The organism is Phaeodactylibacter xiamenensis (assembly GCF_000759025.1).
In the GTDB taxonomy this organism is placed as follows: Bacteria; Bacteroidota; Bacteroidia; order Chitinophagales; family Saprospiraceae; genus Phaeodactylibacter; species Phaeodactylibacter xiamenensis.
The window spans coordinates 253,386-272,591 of the sequence record NZ_JPOS01000090.1 but is presented as its reverse complement, the minus strand read 5'-3'; the positions used below and the strand labels follow the sequence as shown (position 1 = coordinate 272,591).

At 52.9% G+C, this 19,206-nt stretch carries 14 protein-coding genes; 5 read left to right on the top strand and 9 right to left on the bottom strand.

From position 1 onward, the window contains the following. Positions 1–53 precede the first annotated feature (53 nt). Together IX84_RS27125 and IX84_RS27120 are read right to left on the bottom strand one after the other, a co-directional pair. A complete protein-coding gene (locus IX84_RS27125) occupies positions 54–659 on the bottom strand; it encodes a T9SS type A sorting domain-containing protein (protein ID WP_081968981.1) in 606 nt (201 codons plus the stop codon). Next, positions 592–1,359 carry a BspA family leucine-rich repeat surface protein gene (locus IX84_RS27120; RefSeq protein WP_262501676.1) on the bottom strand — a complete coding sequence of 256 codons (768 nt, stop codon included), beginning with the start codon at positions 1,357–1,359 and terminating at the stop codon, positions 592–594. Before IX84_RS27120 ends, IX84_RS27125 begins: the two co-directional genes overlap by 68 nt. Before the next feature lie 131 nt (positions 1,360–1,490). Between IX84_RS27120 and IX84_RS27115 the strand changes: the two genes are divergently transcribed. The 5 genes from IX84_RS27115 (at position 1,491) to IX84_RS27095 (ending at position 7,539) form a co-directional block, all read left to right on the top strand. After that, positions 1,491–1,940 (top strand): FKBP-type peptidyl-prolyl cis-trans isomerase, encoded by a 450-nt coding sequence (locus IX84_RS27115; RefSeq protein WP_044228612.1) that lies wholly within the window; start codon positions 1,491–1,493, stop codon positions 1,938–1,940. A 247-nt stretch (positions 1,941–2,187) separates the two neighbouring features. Continuing rightward, positions 2,188–3,138: a GNAT family N-acetyltransferase gene (locus tag IX84_RS27110; protein ID WP_044228610.1), complete on the top strand. Its 951-nt coding sequence runs from the start codon at positions 2,188–2,190 to the stop codon at positions 3,136–3,138. A 19-nt stretch (positions 3,139–3,157) separates the two neighbouring features. Beyond that, positions 3,158–3,652: a hypothetical protein gene (locus IX84_RS27105; RefSeq protein ID WP_044228608.1), complete on the top strand. Its 495-nt coding sequence runs from the start codon at positions 3,158–3,160 to the stop codon at positions 3,650–3,652. A gap of 38 nt (positions 3,653–3,690) precedes the next feature. Then, on the top strand, positions 3,691–6,735 hold the full coding sequence (locus IX84_RS27100) for a T9SS type B sorting domain-containing protein (protein ID WP_044228606.1): 3,045 nt from the start codon (positions 3,691–3,693) through the stop codon (positions 6,733–6,735). Positions 6,736–6,744: 9 nt separating this feature from the next. Further along, positions 6,745–7,539, top strand: a complete 795-nt coding sequence (locus IX84_RS27095; protein WP_044228602.1) for a hypothetical protein — start codon at positions 6,745–6,747, stop codon at positions 7,537–7,539. 2 nt (positions 7,540–7,541) lie between these two features. On the opposite strand, the gene IX84_RS27090 is transcribed toward IX84_RS27095, so the two are convergent. The 7 genes from IX84_RS27090 to IX84_RS27060 form a co-directional block, all read right to left on the bottom strand. Further along, positions 7,542–8,552 carry a patatin-like phospholipase family protein gene (locus tag IX84_RS27090; protein WP_044228600.1) on the bottom strand — a complete coding sequence of 337 codons (1,011 nt, stop codon included), beginning with the start codon at positions 8,550–8,552 and terminating at the stop codon, positions 7,542–7,544. Between the two features lie 36 nt (positions 8,553–8,588). Then, positions 8,589–9,359: a 3-hydroxybutyrate dehydrogenase gene (locus tag IX84_RS27085; RefSeq protein WP_044228598.1), complete on the bottom strand. Its 771-nt coding sequence runs from the start codon at positions 9,357–9,359 to the stop codon at positions 8,589–8,591. Positions 9,360–9,694: 335 nt separating this feature from the next. Continuing rightward, entirely contained in the window at positions 9,695–11,716 is a 2,022-nt protein-coding gene (glgB, locus tag IX84_RS27080) for a 1,4-alpha-glucan branching protein GlgB (RefSeq protein WP_081968980.1), read from the bottom strand. A gap of 103 nt (positions 11,717–11,819) precedes the next feature. Beyond that, positions 11,820–13,607, bottom strand: coding sequence for a sodium:solute symporter family protein (locus IX84_RS27075; protein WP_044228595.1), 1,788 nt, complete (start codon positions 13,605–13,607; stop codon positions 11,820–11,822). 71 nt (positions 13,608–13,678) lie between these two features. Then, positions 13,679–16,075 carry a beta-N-acetylhexosaminidase gene (locus IX84_RS27070; RefSeq protein ID WP_052516450.1) on the bottom strand — a complete coding sequence of 799 codons (2,397 nt, stop codon included), beginning with the start codon at positions 16,073–16,075 and terminating at the stop codon, positions 13,679–13,681. A 102-nt stretch (positions 16,076–16,177) separates the two neighbouring features. Then, positions 16,178–18,208: a glucosamine-6-phosphate deaminase gene (nagB, locus tag IX84_RS27065; protein WP_394333440.1), complete on the bottom strand. Its 2,031-nt coding sequence runs from the start codon at positions 18,206–18,208 to the stop codon at positions 16,178–16,180. Positions 18,209–18,230: 22 nt separating this feature from the next. Then, positions 18,231–19,184 carry an ROK family protein gene (locus tag IX84_RS27060; protein ID WP_160213958.1) on the bottom strand — a complete coding sequence of 318 codons (954 nt, stop codon included), beginning with the start codon at positions 19,182–19,184 and terminating at the stop codon, positions 18,231–18,233. Positions 19,185–19,206: the final 22 nt, after the last annotated feature.

Here is a 19,206-nt window from a genome sequence, read left to right as displayed (position 1 = left end):
TGAACAAGACCGATCGCCCTGCCCACCTTTTCTGTTTTACGTTCTTTAATAACTTATTGTTTCAACAACTTCAGCGTTTCCTGATACCCATCACTTGTGGCAGTTCGGAGGAAGTAGAGCCCCGGAGGGAGCCCTGAGAGGTCGCCATCAATTTCCAGGTCGCCTGCATACAGGTCAAATTGCCGAACCCGCTGCCCCAGTTCATTAAGCAAGGTTGCGGTGCCGGCTACATGCAGCGGCTTGCTGAACGAGAGTGTGAACTGCCCGGATGCCGGGTTAGGGAAAATCGTTGCACTACGCACAGAAACTGCGGTCACCTCATTGCCCCAGTCCGGAATGGAAAAGTTGCTGCTGACCTGGCTGCGCGTATTTACATTGCTGAATACGGCACTGGCATCCCCATTGGGATCGGTAGTGAATACCGCCAGCCCCATTTCGACACACTCGTCTATGGGGAGGTATGCCTTATGGAAAAGTTGCCAGTTACCAGTGTTTGTGTTGCGGTAAAGGGCGCGGATATAATCGCCATTTCTTCTTAAGCGTAGCCAGGTAGCGAAAGGTGCCCATGAAGTGTTGGAAGTGCGCGGCCCATTATCCACGGTGCGCAGCTCCCGCCGGAGAAGGCTGGACAGATTGGAATATGCTGCTCTCAATGGCATCAAAGACGTCGCTTTCCTGCAGCGTGTAGGTACCGTTGGGCCCTAATTCTACAGTGGATTGGAGGCAGGCCGCAACTGGCGGCACGGCATCTACCAAGACATTATCGGTCGCTCCCACGCCCGATAGAGCCAGGTCTGCATCAGACCCCCAAACGCCTGTCATAGTGCCTTCGTTCAGGCCCAGGGTAGGGGTAACGGTGATGCCGTCTGTGTCTTCATCACCGTATGCGACCATGTAGGTAAAGGTCAGTGCTTTGGTGCCTGTCCCTGAAGCATAATCTGCCTGTACTGTTGAGCCATCCAGGCTAATGGATAGCTGAGGCGTGCCCGATACGATGACGATCCTGTTGAAATTCACAACAAACTCCAGAACGGTACCTAAACCGTATGTAGAATCGGCAGGAACGCTTACAATTATCACCTTTGGATTACAGGAAGTGCCCCAGTCTGGCTTATTGGAATCGGTAAGGGCTCCGTTGAAGGCTGAAGCCTGGAAGAACATGCCCGCCATGTTGGTGACATTTGCGACGTTCCAGTCCCCGATGTCCTGATCAAAGGCAGAGGCCCCCTGGAACATGCCAAACATATCGGTTACATTCGATACCTCCCAGTTGCCAATAGGTTGATCAAAGGAGGAAGCCCCCAGGGACATGCCAAACATAGTGGTAACGTTAGATACATCCCAACAAAAAAATGTCAGGTATGGAATAATCCTGGCCGTAGCTTTTAGTCTCTTCTCTGTCAGATTTGCAGCTACTACGGTTTTTGCAAGTACCTGTCCGGCACCTTTACTATTTTTGTAGTTTTACATTCAAACTTATCATTTTGAAGATGAAGCTAAAATATGTGTTCGCGATGCTTTTAGGCATTGCGCTGATCGCCTGCAACAAGGAGACCGATGACCGGCCTGATGAAGAGAAAATCCTGGACTTCCTGGCAGAGAATAACCTGACGGCTGACCGGCACGAGTCCGGCTTGTACTACCAAATTCAGACGCCGGGTTCGAGTGAACGGCCTGAGCTCACGGATTCTGTCACCGTGCGCTACAAAGGCACCCTGCTGGACGGGCACGTTTTTGATCAGACACCGGGCAGCAGTACCATTACTTTTCCGCTTAGAAACTTAATTCCCGCCTGGCAGATCGGCATCCCACTAGTAGGGAAAGGAGGAGAGGTTACCCTGTATTGCCCATCCAATCTGGGCTACGGCAACCGGGCTGTCGGGACTATCCCGGCCGGGTCTGTACTGATTTTTGAGATTGACCTTGTGGATTTCAATTAAGGAACGTTAAAAAAATAGATTCGACATTTTGAGTCGGTTATTTTTGTGCTGGGCAAGGCGCGAAGAAAGAAGATAGCCAAAGCTACCTGACTGATGAGCAACGCAGACCAGCGCAAAAAGAAGCAGTCATAAATGGTGAAGTTATTATTTAAACGTTCCTAAGATAGTCTAACCGGGAAAACGTCTTGTCTTCTCAGCCCCATCATTGATATGGCAGTAGGCTTTTTGCCAATAAACCTAAATAATATTGTCGCCAAAACCAGTATACCAGGAATTCTGCCAGGACCAGGCCGTTCCTGCCTTCAATCACCCCTGGTGGCTGGATGCGGTATGCGGCCCGGACAACTGGGGTGTAGCGCTCGCTGAGGATAAGAAAGGCGAATTGGCAGCAGCATTGCCCTACCATATCCGGCGTGTTAAAGGCATACCTTTCCTGCTAACGCCACCACTGACGCCCTACCTTGGCTTGTGGCGGTATCGGGCGTATGATTCCCTTGCTCCGGCGGATCAGTTCACCTTCGACCGGCAGGTCATTCCGCAACTCCTGGAACAACTGCCCGGGCACTGGGGGCACATTCAGAAACTGCACCATGGGACCAAAAACTGGATGCCCCTGCTTTGGAAAGGCTTTCAGGCTCAACTGCGGTATCACTTTGTGGTGCCGGGACTTTCGGATAGGGAAACGGTCCGCCGCCGCTTCAACCGCTCGGTAAAGTACAGCATCAAGGAAGGAGAGAAGGTCTTGGAGTTGGAAGAGAGTTCAGATCTGAATGCATTGGTGTCTATCATCGAGCATACCTTTGACCGGCAGGGGCTGTATGCACCGGTCACCTTGTCTTTGCTGCAGCAAATGGATGGGCCCGCCCGGAAGTTTGGCGATGTGCAATTGCTCCTGGCACGTCATCAGGACGGAACGGTCCACAGCGGGGTGTACCTGATGCATACCGAAGGCGTTACTTACCCCATCACCGCGGGTAACGGGAAAGGTGCCCGGGAGAGCGGGGCATTTCCCTGGCTGATGTGGCAGGCTATACAAGCCGGTGCTGAGCAGGGGAGTGAAGCCTTTAATTTTTGCGGTAGCACCATGCCTAACGTAGCCCCGGTCCTTAATGGGTTTCGGGCGCTTCCTGTTCCTTATTTTGAAATCTATCGTGCCCGTTACCGCTGGGCGACGCCTTTTTTGCAGTGGCTTTTGTAAATTTGCCATAAAAAAAGCCATGAAAACACTGCTTGTCTTTCCTGCTCTGATTCTTCTCCTGTTAAGTTGTGGGAATAACCCTCAGCAGGCACCGCTCCCGCAGGCATCAGCGCTGCTGGCCCTGGAGACCATTCAGGAGACCGTTCAGGAGCCAGTCCGCAAGGTGACGCCGGTTGCCGCCGGGCGGAACGAAAAGTCGGCCTGCATTTTCACCATGCCTGCACGGGCAGAGATCCAAATGCTGCATTTCTATCTTTACGATCCGGCACCCGCACAAGACATTCCACAGTTGCAAATCATTGCCGGGGAATGGCAGGAGCACAATGCCGGCGCTGGCTATGAAATCCTGCAGGGGACTAGTGTGCCAATGGCCTGGTTTCCCGGTGAAACCGGCGTTTATCCAGCTACTACGATCGCGCTGTTCCGGCAGGCTACACTGGTCCTTACCGGTGTAAGTCAGGAACATGCCAAATCTCTGATCTATCAGATCATGCTGCAACATAACTGGAAATAATTTGTAGCGCACCTTCAACACTTGACAACACCAATTCCATGAAGCAATTACTACTCTCTACACTTGTTACGCTCTTTTTTGTCGGTCATCTTAACGCTCAGCTGGGAGAGTTCCGCGTGGAATGCACTACAGGGGATTCCGTGCGGGCTTTGGCGGCGACAGCCGGGCCCGACGGTAGCATTTACGTGCTTAGCTCTGTTGCCAATGGCTTCAATAACCCTGCCGGCAATGCCAACGATGCAATAGTCACCCGTATCGATAATACCAACCAAATGGTGTGGTCGCGGGAATATGACCCCGGGACTTTTCAGTCCATTACCGATATCAGCTCAACGGAAGATGGCGGCTTCATGCTTTCCGGCACGTCCACAACCGTCTATTTTGATGGCTTTCTGGCCAAAGGCAATGCTGATGGTACCCTGCAATGGTCACAGTTCCCGGGCAATCCTGACCTTTTGGAACGGGGGTTTGCCGGGCTTCAGACCTCTGATGGTGGCTATATCTTTGCCGGTCATCACAGCCCGAGTTTTGAAACAGCGCTTTATCTGGTCAAGTATGATGCCTCAGGAGCTGTGGAATGGGGGCAGTATTATCCGGTAGCCGGACAGGGTGCTACCGGGTATGATGTGGCGGAGGTGCCTGCGGGTGGATATCTGGTTACCGGGAGCATCGGAGGGATTGCTGTAGGCGATAAAGCATTTGTACTTCGTCTCAATGAGCAAGGATCTCAACTCTGGGCCAATACATACCAATATCAGGATTTTGTTGGGCAAGGAGTAAGTGTTGTTGCGCTAGAGGACGGAACATTTGCTCTTTTGCAGACTACCTTTGTTGATGATCAGTTTACTGGAGCTAGAGGGGCGTTAATTTCACGAATCAATCTAGATGGAAGTGTGATATGGTCTCGTTTAGTCGTTCTTTCTAATCAGGCAGTTACAGTTGAATATAATGGGCTAAACTTTGTTCTTTATTCTCAGCCTGAAGATTTAGTGTTTACTCCTGATGGAAGCCTGCTATTCGTAGGAGCATCGGATGTGGACAACTCCGGCGACATCCGCCCCGCGCTTGCAAAAATTAGTAAGGATGGGGAAATGCTGTGGGGGCTTGAGCTTGCAGAAGAGGGCTTTTTGAGCGGCCCTTTCCGGTTTGGTGGAAGCCCGCTCACGGTCACTTCCGAGGGCTACTATGCTTACGTTTATGAGGATCTCTATGACCGCGATGGGTTCCGTTTGGTGAAGGTGGACGAACAAGGGCAGGGCATCTGCGCCGATCCTCTGCCGGATGCTTTTCTTACTCCTGTCAACCTGGACGTGGCCCCAATCTCCTTCGTTGGCAGTACGTTGACAGCCTCTACCGACCTTGATGTGAATGTTTCCGATCAGGATTTTTCCATCAATCCAAATAACAGTTCCTTTACGCTGGACCTTGGCAACGACACGCTAATTTGCAGCGGTGCGAGCTTGTTGCTCGATCCGGTGCTGGACAGCACCGCCGTCTATCAGTGGCAGGATGGTTCTACGGATTCCACATTCACCGTGAATGCCTCTGGAATTTACAGCGTGACGGTCACTCAGGACGAATGTACTGCTGTAGATTCCATTTCGGTGGTGACGCCGGAAGATGCTGTAGCACTGGGGCCAGATTTGGAAGTGTGTGACGGCGAATCTGTGACGCTGGGCCCTGTCTTTGAAGTGCCGGGTGACTATACCTGGAGCAATGGGGCCACTACGCCGCAAATCATGGTGACTGAAGATGGCACCTACACATTGGAACTCACCACCACATGTGGAGTAGTCACCGATGAGATCAACGTGAATATTCTCGAATTACCGGATGTCGGGGCGGAAGTTGTGCCGCCAAATTGTGGGGAAAACAATGGTGCTATCACCATCAATCTGTCAGGGGGGGATCCCGCGAGCGCTATTGAGTGGTTCGATAGCGAGGGTAACCTCATTGCAGAAGGCGTACAAACAATCGAAAACTTATCAGATGGAAGTTATGAGGCCATCATTACAGTAGGAGCGGATTGTTTTTCGACCTCCACTTTCTTTTTGGCCGCTCCTGATGTACCTCAGGCTGAAGTAAATGTGAGCCCGCCTAACTGTCAGGGGCAGGCATCTGGTATTTTGACACTGGATGTAACTGGCGGCATCACGCCTTATCAGTTCGAATGGTCCCGCAACGGGCAACCTTTCAACGAAAGTACAGCGACCATAAACGGGCTACTGCCCGGCTTGTACGCCTACACCGTAACAGACGCTACCGGTTGTGCCATCTCGCAGGATAGTATCGCTTTACCCGATGTGCCGCCCATTAATTTTCAGGTGGAAACGGTGGACCCGGCTTGCCCGGGAGAAGCTACGGGCCTTATCGAATTCTCAGGGCTTAGTGGCAGTACTTCGCCTTATACCTTTGCCCTCAATGGCAGTACAGAACAAACCGAGCCGGTATTCGAAGGCTTAGCGTCGGGGCTGTACGAAGTAACCATTACCAACAGCAACAACTGCGATACAACAGTCTCACTGACCCTGGCAGAGCCAAATGCCCTGTCAGTTGACCTGCTGGCTCAGCCTAATCCGGCTTCCTTTGGAGATTCCGTACAGTTGGAAATTATTTCCAGTGCACCAATTGATCCTGCCTTATCAACTTTTCAGTGGGTGGCGGACTCCGGTGCTGTGTTGAGTTGTACAACCTGCCATGACCCCAGGTTGCTGGCTACTAGCTCTGTTGATATTGAGCTGACCTTAACGCTGGACGGTGGCTGTACCTACTCCGCTGAGCTGTTCCTGCAAGTGGATGGCACCCGGCAGGTATACATTCCCAATGCCTTCTCCCCGAATGAAGATGGCATCAACGACCGCTTCGAAATTTACCCGGGAGCTGGACTGGCTGAGGTGCTCAACTTCCAGGTATACAATCGTTGGGGCGGGCTGGTCTTCGAAGCCAAAGATGGCGTATCAGCATGGGATGGCACCACGAGGGGGGAAACGGCAGCGGCAGGCGTTTACGCTTACATCGTACAGGTCCGCTGGGTGGATGGATTTACCACACTTTACGAAGGAGATGTTCAATTATTCCGATAAAATCAAGCCATGCATCTTTCAATAAAAACACTAGTCTGGGCATTCCTGAGTGTTGCCCTTATAGCCTGCTCAGGAGGAACAGGTCAGGATGTGTCAAAGGCACCTGCAACCGACACAGATACCGCCGAAATCATTCAGAAGCAGCCTGAAACCACTTTGCCGCCAACCAATGAAGCTCCGGAGCCTGAAATTTCAAAGCGCAAGAACGTCCTGGACTACTACCGCAGCCTGGAGCCACCCTACAACAGTCCCTACGAACTGACTCAAAAGGGGAATAAATGGATAGCAGAATCCAGCCTGGAAATGGAACTTGAGGCAACGGTAGACCTAAAGAATGGCTTTATCGAAATCATTGACGAAGGCACCGGCGGCGGCACCTATCACGTACAGGTCGTCCTCTTTCGCCTGGCCAACGGCAACCCCATGATCGCGGTGAGCAAAAAAGCCTATGATGGGTTCGGCGCTACCCAGGAATACCACTTCCTACGCCCGGAACATCCCGATCAGTATGACTGGACGGAGTATACACTCGGGGCGCTATCGGTTTTCGATTTCCTGGAACCGGACTACGCCGAGGAGCCGGCAATCCTGGAAGAAGCGATGCCGGTCTTGCTGGATTTACCGCAGCGGGGCACCACGCTTACCGCCTCCGTCTTTACCGGTAAGCGGTTTTACTACTGTGGGGATTCGGCCAGCCCGGAGGAGCAAATCGCCTGCCCGGCCTTTGACCGCCTTCGCCGGGGGGAGATCAAGCTGCACTGGGACCGGGCGTCCGGGCAGTTCCTGTTCCCTCCTGAGGAGTAATCCTACAGAAAAGTTTCCCGGATGTTACAGCTCGATGCCACGCCAACTTGATCGCTGTGCCGGGCAAGCCAGGCTTCTGCCTTTTCCCGGCCAATGGCTTTGAGCCGCAGGAGGAACTGCCAGTTGGCATTGAGCTTGCTGGAGAGGTTCAGCCCCTGCACTTCGGCTTCCGGATTGATGTGGTGGATGAAGACTTTGTGGAAGGGCGCTCCGAGGTCTACACCAGATGACAATAGTTTGTCCACAAACGCGATGCGCCGCATCTCCAGCATCAGGCTGGAATTAAAACTCAGCTCGTTGACCCGGTCCCGGATTTCTGAGGAGGTCTGAGGCGTCCGGTCGATATTGATAGGATTGATCTGCACCAGCAGGATATCCTGACAGCCGGCATCAATGAGAGGGTAAATGGGGGGATTACCCATGAAACCGCCGTCCCAGTAGTCTTCGCCATCGATGGTAACGGCTTTGAAAACTTCCGGCAGACAGGCTGAAGCCATTACGGCATCCACCGAGATATGGGGCAGGTCGAATACCTTGGCCCGCCCCCGCCTTACATTTGTTGCACAGACAAACAACTGCGTGACCTTGCAATGCCGCAGGGCTTCAAAGTCGACAATATCTGCCAGGATATCCCGCAAAGGGTTGATGCCCATCGGATTGAACTGATAGGGCGAAACAAACATACTTGCGGCTTCTGCTGCCATAAAGCCCGGGGAGTAATCCATATTTCCACCACCAAAGAGCAAATCCCAGAGAGCAGGCTGTACCGGAGACAAAGCCGCTGATTCCGCTACCCGGCGCCAAAACTGGTCGAGCAGGGATTTCGCCTTCTCCCGCCCGGAGATGTGGAGCCCGTAGGCCAGCACTGCCGCATTCATGGCCCCTGCGCTTGTGCCCGAGAAGCCTTCCAGGTCTATATGCTCTTCTTCCAGCAGCCGGTCCAGCACGCCCCAGGTTATGGCCCCATGCGAACCGCCACCCTGCAGGGCTAATGCTAACTTCTTCCCTTCCATATTGTGTCGTCTTTATCTTAGTTTCCTGATGTCCTGTTACTTTGCCGCCCAGCCTCCATCTACCGGAATGGCGGTACCGGTAACGGTGGCTGCGCCTTCACCCGCCAGAAAGAGAGCCAGCGCGCCCAGGGTTTCCACCTTTACAAAGTCTTTGACCGCATGAGCTTTGAGGAAGACCTTTTCGGTGACCTCTTCCTCCGTCATGCCGTGGGATTTGGCCTGCTCCGGAATCTGCTTTTCAACCAGCGGGGTCTTGACGTAGCCGGGGCAGATGGCGTTGGCGGTAATGCCGTGTTCTGCTCCCTCTAATGCCAGCACCTTGGTCAGGCCGACCATGCCATGCTTGGCTGCTACATAAGCTGTTTTGAAAGGAGATGCCTTAAGCCCGTGCACAGAAGCGATATTGATAATCCGCCCGAAGCCCCGGCTTTGCATACCCGGCCAGACGGCTTTGGTGGCATGAAAGGCCGCACTGAGGTTGACCCCAAGGATGAGGTCCCATTTGCTTTCCGGGAATTCCTCTATGGGGGCGACGTACTGCACACCGGCGTTGTTCACCAGGACATCCACTCCGCCGAAGCGGGACTCCGCCTCTTCAACCATCTTCCTGATGGCTGCAGGGTCCATTAAATTGGTAGGGGAGAAGTAGGTTTCAATACCAAACTCCGATGCAACGCCGGCGGCAATTTCTGCGCCATTGTCTTCCAGCCCGTTAAATATGAGATTGTACCCTGCCTCCGCGAAGGAGCGGGCAATACCGAGACCGATACCGCTGCTGCTGCCGGTAATCAATGCTGTTTTTGCCATGTCTACGCTTTTCAGAAACGGAAACAAAACGGTCTGGCTTATTTCCGTCAAACTACTCTGTTAAAAAAGCGTTAGGGCTGAGCAGGAAAGAATCCTGATCGTTTGTTAAGTAATCCTGGTTGCCTGCATCAACCGATATACTGACGATTAAGTGGTTTGCCACAGCAAACCTACTCAATGTCAGCATTTACACTGGGAATGTGGCTTGCGCCTACCCTGACAAGCTATGCTTCGTCATGGGCCGATGTCGCAAATCCAAGATCCCGACATTTATCGTCGGTGACAACTTCGTATTGCGTATATACAGTCTTGCAGGCAGCCCGAAGATAGTGGATTTACTTCGCTTTTTCTTTTTTAGTCGCCTTTTTAGTGGTTTTGGGTTTGACAGCGGCTTTGGCAGGGGCCTTCTTTTTAGCCGCCGTTTTTGTTGCTGTTGGTGCAATAGCTTTGTCCAGTTCCAGCACAATAATACCAAGGGGCGGCAGGGTCACTTCCGCACTGTAGGGCCGGCCGTGGTACGTTTCCTGCGTTGTTTTGATGATTTTGGTATTGTGGTGGTCTCCTGATCCGCCGTAGGCCTTAGCATCACTGTTCAGGACTTCCTTCCAGTTGCCATGCAGTGGCAGACCGATTTTATACCCCGGGCGGGCTACCGGCGTGAAGTTGCAAATAACGGCCAGTGGCTGATCCTTGTCTTCTCCGTAGCGGAGGTAGGAAATGGTGCTGTTTTGATTGTCGTTGTGATCAATCCACTGAAAGCCTTCGGGACTGAATTGTTTCTGGTGCAGGGCAGGGGCATTGCGGTAGTAGCCATTCAGTGCTTTGATCCAGGCTTGTACTCCTTTGTGGAAATCATGCTCCGTTAGCCACCACTCCAGGCCTCTTTCAATATTCCACTCGCTGGTTTGCCCGAACTCATCGCCCATAAACAAGAGCTGTGTGCCCGGGTGGGTGAACATGTAGCCGTACAACAGTCGCAGGTTGGCAAAGCGCTGCCATTCATCGCCCGGCATACGGTCCATGATGGGGCCTTTGCCGTGAACGACCTCATCGTGGGAAAGGGGCAGCATGAAGTTTTCACTAAAGGCATAGACCAGGCTGAAAGTAATCTCCCCGTGGTGGTATTGCCGGTGTATAGGATCGTTTTTGAAATAACTGAGGGTGTCGTGCATCCAGCCCATCATCCACTTTTGCCCAAAGCCTAGTCCGCCATCAAAAGTAGGCCGGGACACGCCCGTCCAGGCGGTTGATTCTTCAGCGATGGTAATCGTATCCGGAAATTCCTTGTAAACCGTTTCGTTAAACTCCTTGAGGAAGGCAATCGCTTCCAGGTTCTCATTGCCACCGTGAATATTTGGAATCCATTCACCTTCTTCCCGGGAGTAGTCGAGGTAAAGCATGGAGGCCACCGCATCCACCCGCAGCCCGTCTATATGGTAACGGTCCAGCCAGAAAAGGGCATTGGAAATCAGGAAAGCCTTAACCTCGTGCCGGCCGTAATTGAAAATGGCGCTCTTCCAGTCAGGATGGAAACCCTTGCGCGGATCGGCATGATCGTAGAGGTGCGTGCCGTCAAAATCGGCCAGTCCATGGGCATCAGTTGGGAAGTGGGAAGGCACCCAGTCGAGAATCACCCCAATGCCCGCCTGATGGAAGGCATCCACCAGGTGCATAAACTCCTGTGGCGTACCGTACCGGCTGGTCGGAGCAAAGTAGCCCGTGATTTGATAGCCCCAGCTCGGGAAGTAGGGGTGCTCCATGACCGGGAGGAATTCCACGTGGGTGAAGCCCATTTCCTTTACATAGCTGACCATCTCATCAGCCATTTCCTTGTAGCTCAGGCTGCGCAGCCCCCCGTGGGTCTTTTTCCAGGTACCCATGTGGACCTCATACACGGAGTAAGGCTTATCCAGCCCGGAGATGTCTTTGCGCTTGTCCATCCAGGATTTGTCCTGCCAGGCATAGTCGCTGATGTCCCAGACCACGGAAGCGGTATTCGGTGGGATCTCCCACAGCAGCGCAAAGGGGTCGCCTTTTTCAAGATGACGCCCGTCTTTGGCGTGGATGTGGTACTTATACAGTTCTCCCTTGCCGATACCCGGGACGAACCCTTCCCAAATGCCGGAACCATCCCATCGGGGCATAAGCGCGTGGCTGTCCCGGTTCCAGTAGTTGAAATTCCCGATCACGGAAACCGCCTGTGCATTGGGTGCCCAAACGGCAAAGTAGGTGCCAGCTTGCCCATCCACTTCAATGGGGTGGCTGCCCAGTTTTTCGTACAGCTTAAAATGTGTGCCGCTTCGGAACAAATGGATGTCAAATTCGGTAAAAAGGCTGTGGGTAAGGACGTTGGCCATGTGGGTCAGTGGTTTGTTGGTTGGCACCCAAAATAGGAATGTTTTTTTGAATCGGAAAATCCTATTCATCTAAAGCCGGAGCCAACGTCCTTACAGCCTGATTTTATACCTGTCTCAGGGCATTCAGCCGCCGCCAAAATACCATCAGTAAACCAGAACCTGTGGCAGCTACCCCAGTGGCAACTATTGCGGAAGCAGTATTGCCGTAAATCCAGAATCCAGTGGCAAAAAGCGCGGCATAAACAGTGAAGCAGGCAATGACCATAGCTGCAATTTCCATAGGCAGTTTGCTTGGCACAACATCGGCTTCCGTCAGCGCACCCTCAGCTTTGGCCTGATCGATGACCGGGCGCCAGCCACCGGGGGAGGGCTTGATGAGTTGGTAAAAAGATAACAACGTCTTATGGTCAGTAGGTGGCGTAAGGAACGTAACGATTATCCAGCTTGCCGTTGTCACACCTACTCCAAGCAGTAGTTTGGTATGGCTGGCCAGCTCACCGGGGTGCAAAACTTCCAGATAAATGGCCATTAGGAAAGAGACGACCATCGCTGCAATTTCGCTGTATGCATTGATCCGCCACCAGAACCAGCGCAGAATGAAAATCAGACCGGTGCCTGCGCCAATTTGCAAGAGAATATTGAAGGCCTGAAGGGCATTTTCCAAAACCAGTGCAAAAAGCGCAGTAAGCACCATCAGCCCCACGGTAGACCAGCGCCCCAGGCGGACCAGTGTTTTTTCGGAGGCTTTCTCATTGATGAACCGGCGGTAAAAGTCGTGCACAATATAAGAGGCGCCCCAGTTGAGATGGGTGGATAAAGTCGACATAAACGCTGCAATCAGTGAGGCAATAACAAGCCCTAAAAGGCCACTGGGCAGGTAGGTCAGCATGGCTGGAAAAGCCAGGTCGTCTTTGACAACTTGCTCATTTATATTGGGGAACGCCTGACGAAGGGATTCCAAATCAGGAAAGACAATAATTGAAGCCAGTGCAATGAGAATCCAGGGCCAGGGGCGCAGGGCGTAGTGGGCAATATTGAACAACAGGGTAGCCCCTACGGCATTTTTCTCATCCTTGGCAGAAAGCATACGCTGTACGATATAGCCGCCCCCGCCTGGTTCTGCACCAGGGTACCAAACGCTCCACCACTGCACAGCAAGTGGAAGAATGAATAATGGGATAAGCTGGCTGCTGTCGTTGAAATCGGGCAGCAGGTGCAGCTTGGTGCGCACCTCCTCATGGCTGAAAAGCTTGTCCAGCCCGCCAACTTCAGGCAGGTTGACGATGACTATAGCCGCCCAGATGATGCCTACCATCGCCAGGATAAACTGGAAAAAGTCGGTCAGAATCACTCCGCGAAGTCCGCCCAGTGAGGTATAGACCACCGTCACAGCTGAAGCAATCAGCACGGTCTGAAGCGGGCTCAGCCCCAGCATGACGCCACCAATCTTAATAGCCGCCAGCGTCACCGTAGCCATGATCATAATATTGAAGAATACCCCCAGATAGATGGCTCGAAAACCTCGTAGGAAAGCAGCTGTTTTGCCGTGATAGCGCAGCTCGTAGAATTCAAGGTCGGTCATGATACCAGACCTTCGCCATAGCCGGGCATAGACGAAGACCGTGAGCATACCGGTAAGCAGAAAGGCCCACCACACCCAGTTGCCGGCTACGCCGTTGTTGCGGACGATGTCCGTGACCAGGTTGGGGGTATCTGCCGAGAAAGTGGTAGCAACCATAGAGATACCGAGCAACCACCAGGGCATGCCCCTGCCCGAGAGAAAAAATTCCTTGTAATTCTTGCCCGACTGCCTTGAAACAATCAGGCCAATAGCTAGTGAAATCACAAAAAAGGCACCAATAATGCCCCAGTCAAGTCCTGCGAGATTCATAAGTCGTGTGCGTTGGTTTCGTTTTGAAAAATAGAGGGCAGCCCGGTTTTTGTCCGGGCTGCCCCCTTTGGCTAATCTATTCTGATTTCATCGACGAAGAGCCAGGCTTCGTGGCCGGCGCCTTGCTTGCCGGCTTCGATTTTGCCGTGGTTCCTGATTTCCACCCGGAGCTTTGAGGTACGTACCGACCCCAGGTCGATTTCGACCGTGGCGATCTTGCCGTCCGGAGCCTTAACGGTACTGCTGCCTATCGCTTTCCAGGTTTGGACCGTTTCATCCCAGGTGCTGATTTTTACGCTTTCGGGCACATAGATCCATTGGCCGGGACCATGGAAAAAGCGGAGGCTGGCGCTATTAAGCAGTTGCAGTTTTTCCCACTCGATGGTGCCAACAAAGTCTTCTCCCTCGAAGCCCAGCCATTCTGAATCGCCATATCGTTCGTCGCTGCCATTCACGCCATTGAGGACCACTTGTGGTTGACCGCCGTTGTATTTGGGGTGTGGCTTGCTCTCCAGCGTAAGCTTCTGGCCGGCTGCGAGGTGCCCTTCAAACTGAAGGGTTGCGGGGCGGCCTGTCTTAACGCCCTTCACGTAGCCCTGTACGGTATACATTCCGGATTCCGGTTCAAAGGGCTCCGTGTAGGGGAAGTCGGCATTGCCAGTTGCTGGCGCTTTGGTAACCGCAAACCGGCCTTCTTCCGCCGCATTACTTACCGATATTCTGAGGGGGGCTCCCTGGCCGCCTACCACCTTCAGGTCTACATCGTAAATGTGGTTGGCAGCGTTGATGCCTTCTTTTTCCATCCATTTGAGATGGTGGCTGAGGCGCTTTACGAAGTTGCTGTAGCCTGGCTTTTTCTTACCCGTCCAGACCACTTCAGACAGTGCCTGCATCCTGGGGTAGGCCATGTACTGCAGTTTGGAAGGCGTGGGGATGTACTCCGTCCAGACATTGCCCTGCGCACCAAGTATGTGCTTAGCCTCCTCCTCGCTCAGTTCTTCCGGTACCGGATAGTAGTTGTATACTTTATCCAGGGGCAAATATCCGCCGATGGCCAGGGGCTCATCCGGATGGTTAGACTGATAGTAGTCGAAATAGCAATAGGTAGTAGGCGTCATCACCACGTCATGCCCCTGCTTAGCAGCTTCGATTCCGCCAGCTTCGCCCCTCCAGCTCATGACAGTGGCATTAGGGGCCAGGCCACCTTCCAGAATCTCGTCCCAGCCGATGATCTGCCGGCCCTTGCTGTTGAGGAAGCGTTCAATCCGTTGGATGAACCAGGACTGCAATTCGTGTTCGTCCTTCAAGCCTTCCTCACCGATGATTTGCTGGCAAAGCTCGCTCTGTTCCCACTGTGTCTTAGGGCACTCATCGCCGCCAATATGGATGTATTCGCTTGGGAAAAGGGCCATGACTTCTGTCAGGACATTTTCGAGAAAGGTGAACGTCTCTTCGGAGGGGCAGTACACATCTTCAAAAATCCCCCATTTGGTAGCGACTTCCACCGGTTTGCCCGTACATCCCAGTTCGGGGTAGGCCGCAATGGCAGCCTGAGCGTGTCCGGGCAGTTCAATTTCCGGAATCACGGTGATAAAGCGTTCCTGAGCATAGCGGACAATTTCTTTGACTTCTTCCTGTGTGTAGAACCCGCCGTAGCGCTTTCCATCAAACTGATGGGGCTGATCGCTGTAGTGCCCTTTCAGCGTTTCCTTGCGGTAAGCAGCTACTTCCTGCAATTTGGGGTACTGCTTGATTTCAATACGCCAGCCCTGGTCTTCGGTCAGGTGCCAGTGGAAGCGGTTCATCTTGTAACGGGCCAGCATGTCGATGTAAGACTTGACTGACTCAACGGGGAACATATGCCTGCCAACATCGAGGTGCATGCCCCGGTAGCTAAATGCTGGTTTGTCCTGTATAAATGCCATGGGAAGTTTCAGCAGGCGTGTCCGCATGATTTCCCAGGGCTCGCTGAGTTGTATGAGGCTTTGAATACCGTAAAAGACCCCTGTAGCATCAGAGGCTGAAATATTGACGCCATTCTTATTGACTAACAGGCGGTAAGCCTCCTGTTGTTCCAGGGAGTCAACAATCCGTATTCTGATTTTTGCTGCCTTCTGCCCGCTGGGTGTAGGGTCCAGGCGCTGCCCGGTAAGCCACCGCTCCAGATGTTGCACAGCTGTAGCAAGAGCTTTGTCTTCTTTGTCAAATTCGATCGTAACGTCATTGCCGATGATCGCAGCCTGGTTTTTAGTCACCTTTATGGTTTGCGGTTGTGGAATGACTGTGGGCTCCACAAGCTGCTCCGGGGGGATGTTTTTGATCCGTTCCCGCATTGCTTTTTCTTTTTCTCTTCTTTTATCTTCCTGAGTGGTTTTATCCTTGTTCTTCTGGTCCTGCGCAGAAGCCGGCAATGCTATAGCCAGCATGAGGGCAAGGAGAGGGATAAAAATGGGAATAGTACGTTGCATGAAATGTTATTTTGTTTCGTGCTGCCAATTTACAAAAGAAGGAAGGCGCAGGGCCTTCCTCTCTGAAAAATAGTGTATGAAACTTAAATTCTTAATAGTGACTTAGACCTTTGCTTTCGCTTTTTTTCGCTTTGAATCCGGCTCAGGGGCTTCCCTGGCCGCTTTGACAGGCTTTTCGCCAGTCTGCCAGTCAAACTTCCAGCGGCTAAAGGCTTCCATGGCTTCATACTCTGCCAGGCCCAAAGCGCGGTACTGATTGGCCAGGTGCTTGTTCCGGTCTTCGGCACGCTGCCAAAACTCCCGGGAGTCATTGCCGGGGAATGGCGGGCGGTCTTTTTGGGACTGATGCATGAAGATGGCATCCCGCTTCTTAAGAAGTTCCACCGGGCTGATAGGCACGGCCATTTCGATTTCATGTACCGGCCATTCATGCCATGCGCCGCGGTAGAGCCATAGCCATGCGTCCTGCGCCCAGTCTTTTTCCTTGATCCGGTCATAAGCCTGGAAGATGGCCTCCAGGCAGGTGGCATGGGTACCGTGTGGGTCTGCCAGGTCACCTGCAGCATACACCTGATGGGGCTTAATCTTTTCCATCAGGTCTACGATAATCTGAATATCCTGTTCGCCCAGAGGCTTTTTACGAGTACGGCCGGTTTCATAAAACGGCATATCCAGGAAGTGGATTTGCTCATCCTCCAGCCCGCAAAGGCGGGCCCCTGCACGGGCTTCCCCTCTTCTGACGAGCCCTTTGACCAGGCGGGTTTCCTGCGCAGCAATGCTGTTGATATCTTTGGTGATCACCTGCTTCAGCATCTGCCGCACCCGGGTGTCGAGTTCTTTGTAGTCGCCATTTTCAGCGTCCATCAGCTCAATGCAGAATTCCAGAAAGTGGCGGGCATGGTGATCGTGCACGGCAATATTTCCGGATGTCTGGTAGGCTACATGCACTTCATGCCCCTGCTCAACAAGCCGCTGAAAAGTACCGCCCATTGAAATGACATCGTCATCCGGGTGTGGGCTGAATATAATGACCCGCTTTTTGGAAGGCGTCTTGCGCTCGGGGCGGGTGGTATCGTCTGCATTCGGTTTTCCACCGGGCCAGCCAGATATGGTATGCTGCAGGCGGTTGAAAATCCGGATGTTGATGTTGTAAGCCGAAGCGTGTTCTATCGTGAGGTCGCTCAGGCCATTCTCAGCGTAGTCTTCTGTAGTGAGTTTGAGAATAGGCTTTTGCACTTTTCTGGACAGCCAGGTTACGGCTTTGCAAATGAGGTCTTCGTCCCAGTTGCAAATACCAATGAGCCAGGGTGCCTCAAAACGGGTCAGCAGTTCTGCTGCGCCGTAGTCCAGGTGTACGCTGACATCCTTGTGCTTTTGCAGGAAGGTGGAAGGGATATTTGGCGTGATTTCCTCCTCGACGGCTTTCTGAAGAATGGCAGCTTTGTGCTGCCCCCAGCCCAGCAGGAAGATTTTGCGGGCTTCCATGATGGTCTGAATGCCCATGGTGATAGCCCGGTAGGGAATGTCTTCTTCCCGGTCGAAGTCCTTCGCGGCATCCCGGCGGGTCAGGGCATCCAGGCGTACCATGCGGGTAACAGAGGTCTCCCAGGAGCCCGGCTCGTTGAACCCGATATGCCCCGTCCGTCCTATACCCAGAAGTTGGATATCAATGCCTCCGTAGTATTTTATTTTACGCTCGTACTCTTCGCAATAGGATTCCACATCGTCCATTTCAAGGGTGCCATCCGGAATGTGGATGTTTTTCTTTTGGATGTCAATGTGGTCGAAGAGGTGTTCATTCATGAAGCGCACGTAGCTCTGCCGGGCATTGGGCGGCATAGGATAGTACTCATCCAGGTTGAAAGTGATGACATTTCTGAAGCTCAGGTCTTCTTCCTTGTGCATGCGCACCAACTCCCGGTATACCTGAATTGGGGAGGAGCCGGTTGCGAGCCCGAGCACAATGTGCTTGTTCTCCTGTTGGCGCTGCCGTATGGCGAGGGCAATCGACTTAGCTACATGAACGGAGCCATCTGTAGCTTTGGGCCAAACCGTAGTCCGCATCTTTTCTACAGATCGCAGCTGGTATTTCAGAAAATTCCTCATAAGTGAACTTGAGTTTTCGGTTTTGATTTCTTCTATTCTGTTTGTCTGTTTAGGTGACCGGGGCGCCAAGATAGACTTGTGCTGCTGCTCCCAGTGTGCCTGCGGTATCTGCGCCTAAACGGGAAACTTCTACTTTCACCTTGCCCCGGAAGGCTGGCAATAGCTGTGCATTCATATGGTGCGCCACCCGCTCAGCCAGCATTGGGCCGGCATTGGAAAGCCCTCCTGATAAAAAAATGCCTTCGGGGTCAGTTTGCAAAACTATAGCCGCCAGAGCATTGCCCAGTCGCCGGGATAAATCCTCTAGAGCCATTTGTGCCAGGGGATCACCTTCCTTTGCTGCCAGGGAAATAGTCTTGGCGGTCAGTGCCGATTGGGGCAGCTCCCGAAGGGCACTGGGGATGATTTCCTGGCCCATTAGAGCCTGGCAGGTCCTGCGCAGGCCCGTTGCGGAGACGTAGGTCTCCAGGCAGCCGTGGCGCCCGCAGGAGCACTTCCGGCCATCTGGCACTGCTATGGTATGGCCCAGTTCGCTGGCCAGCCCGTGCCCGCCTTCCACTATTTTTCCGTTGATATAAAAAGCACTGCCCAGCCCAGTGCCCAGTGCCACCAGGACGAAGTTCTCCATTTGCCGGGCACCGCCCCACATTTTTTCGCCCAATGCAGCTGCGGTAGAGTCCTTTACTAATACTGTGTGCGCACACAGTTTTTGGGACAAAAAATCCCTTATTGGGAAGGGCGTAGAAAAAGGAAGGTTGACCGCATAGCTGATATAGCCGGAGACGGGATCGCAACCGGGAGCACCTACACCAATACCTTCAAGGGGATAAGGCGCGTACTGCAGCAGTTTTTGCATAGCCTCTACCAAAGTAGTTGGGTAGTCTGTTTGCCCGTTACTTTGCGTGGGAAATACAGCACGCTGTAAGATGACGCCCGAGCGGTCCACCAAGCTTAGCTTGGTGCTCGTTCCTCCTATATCTACGCCTAGCGCAAGAGTGCTCAAGATGCTATTGGATTAACTGCCC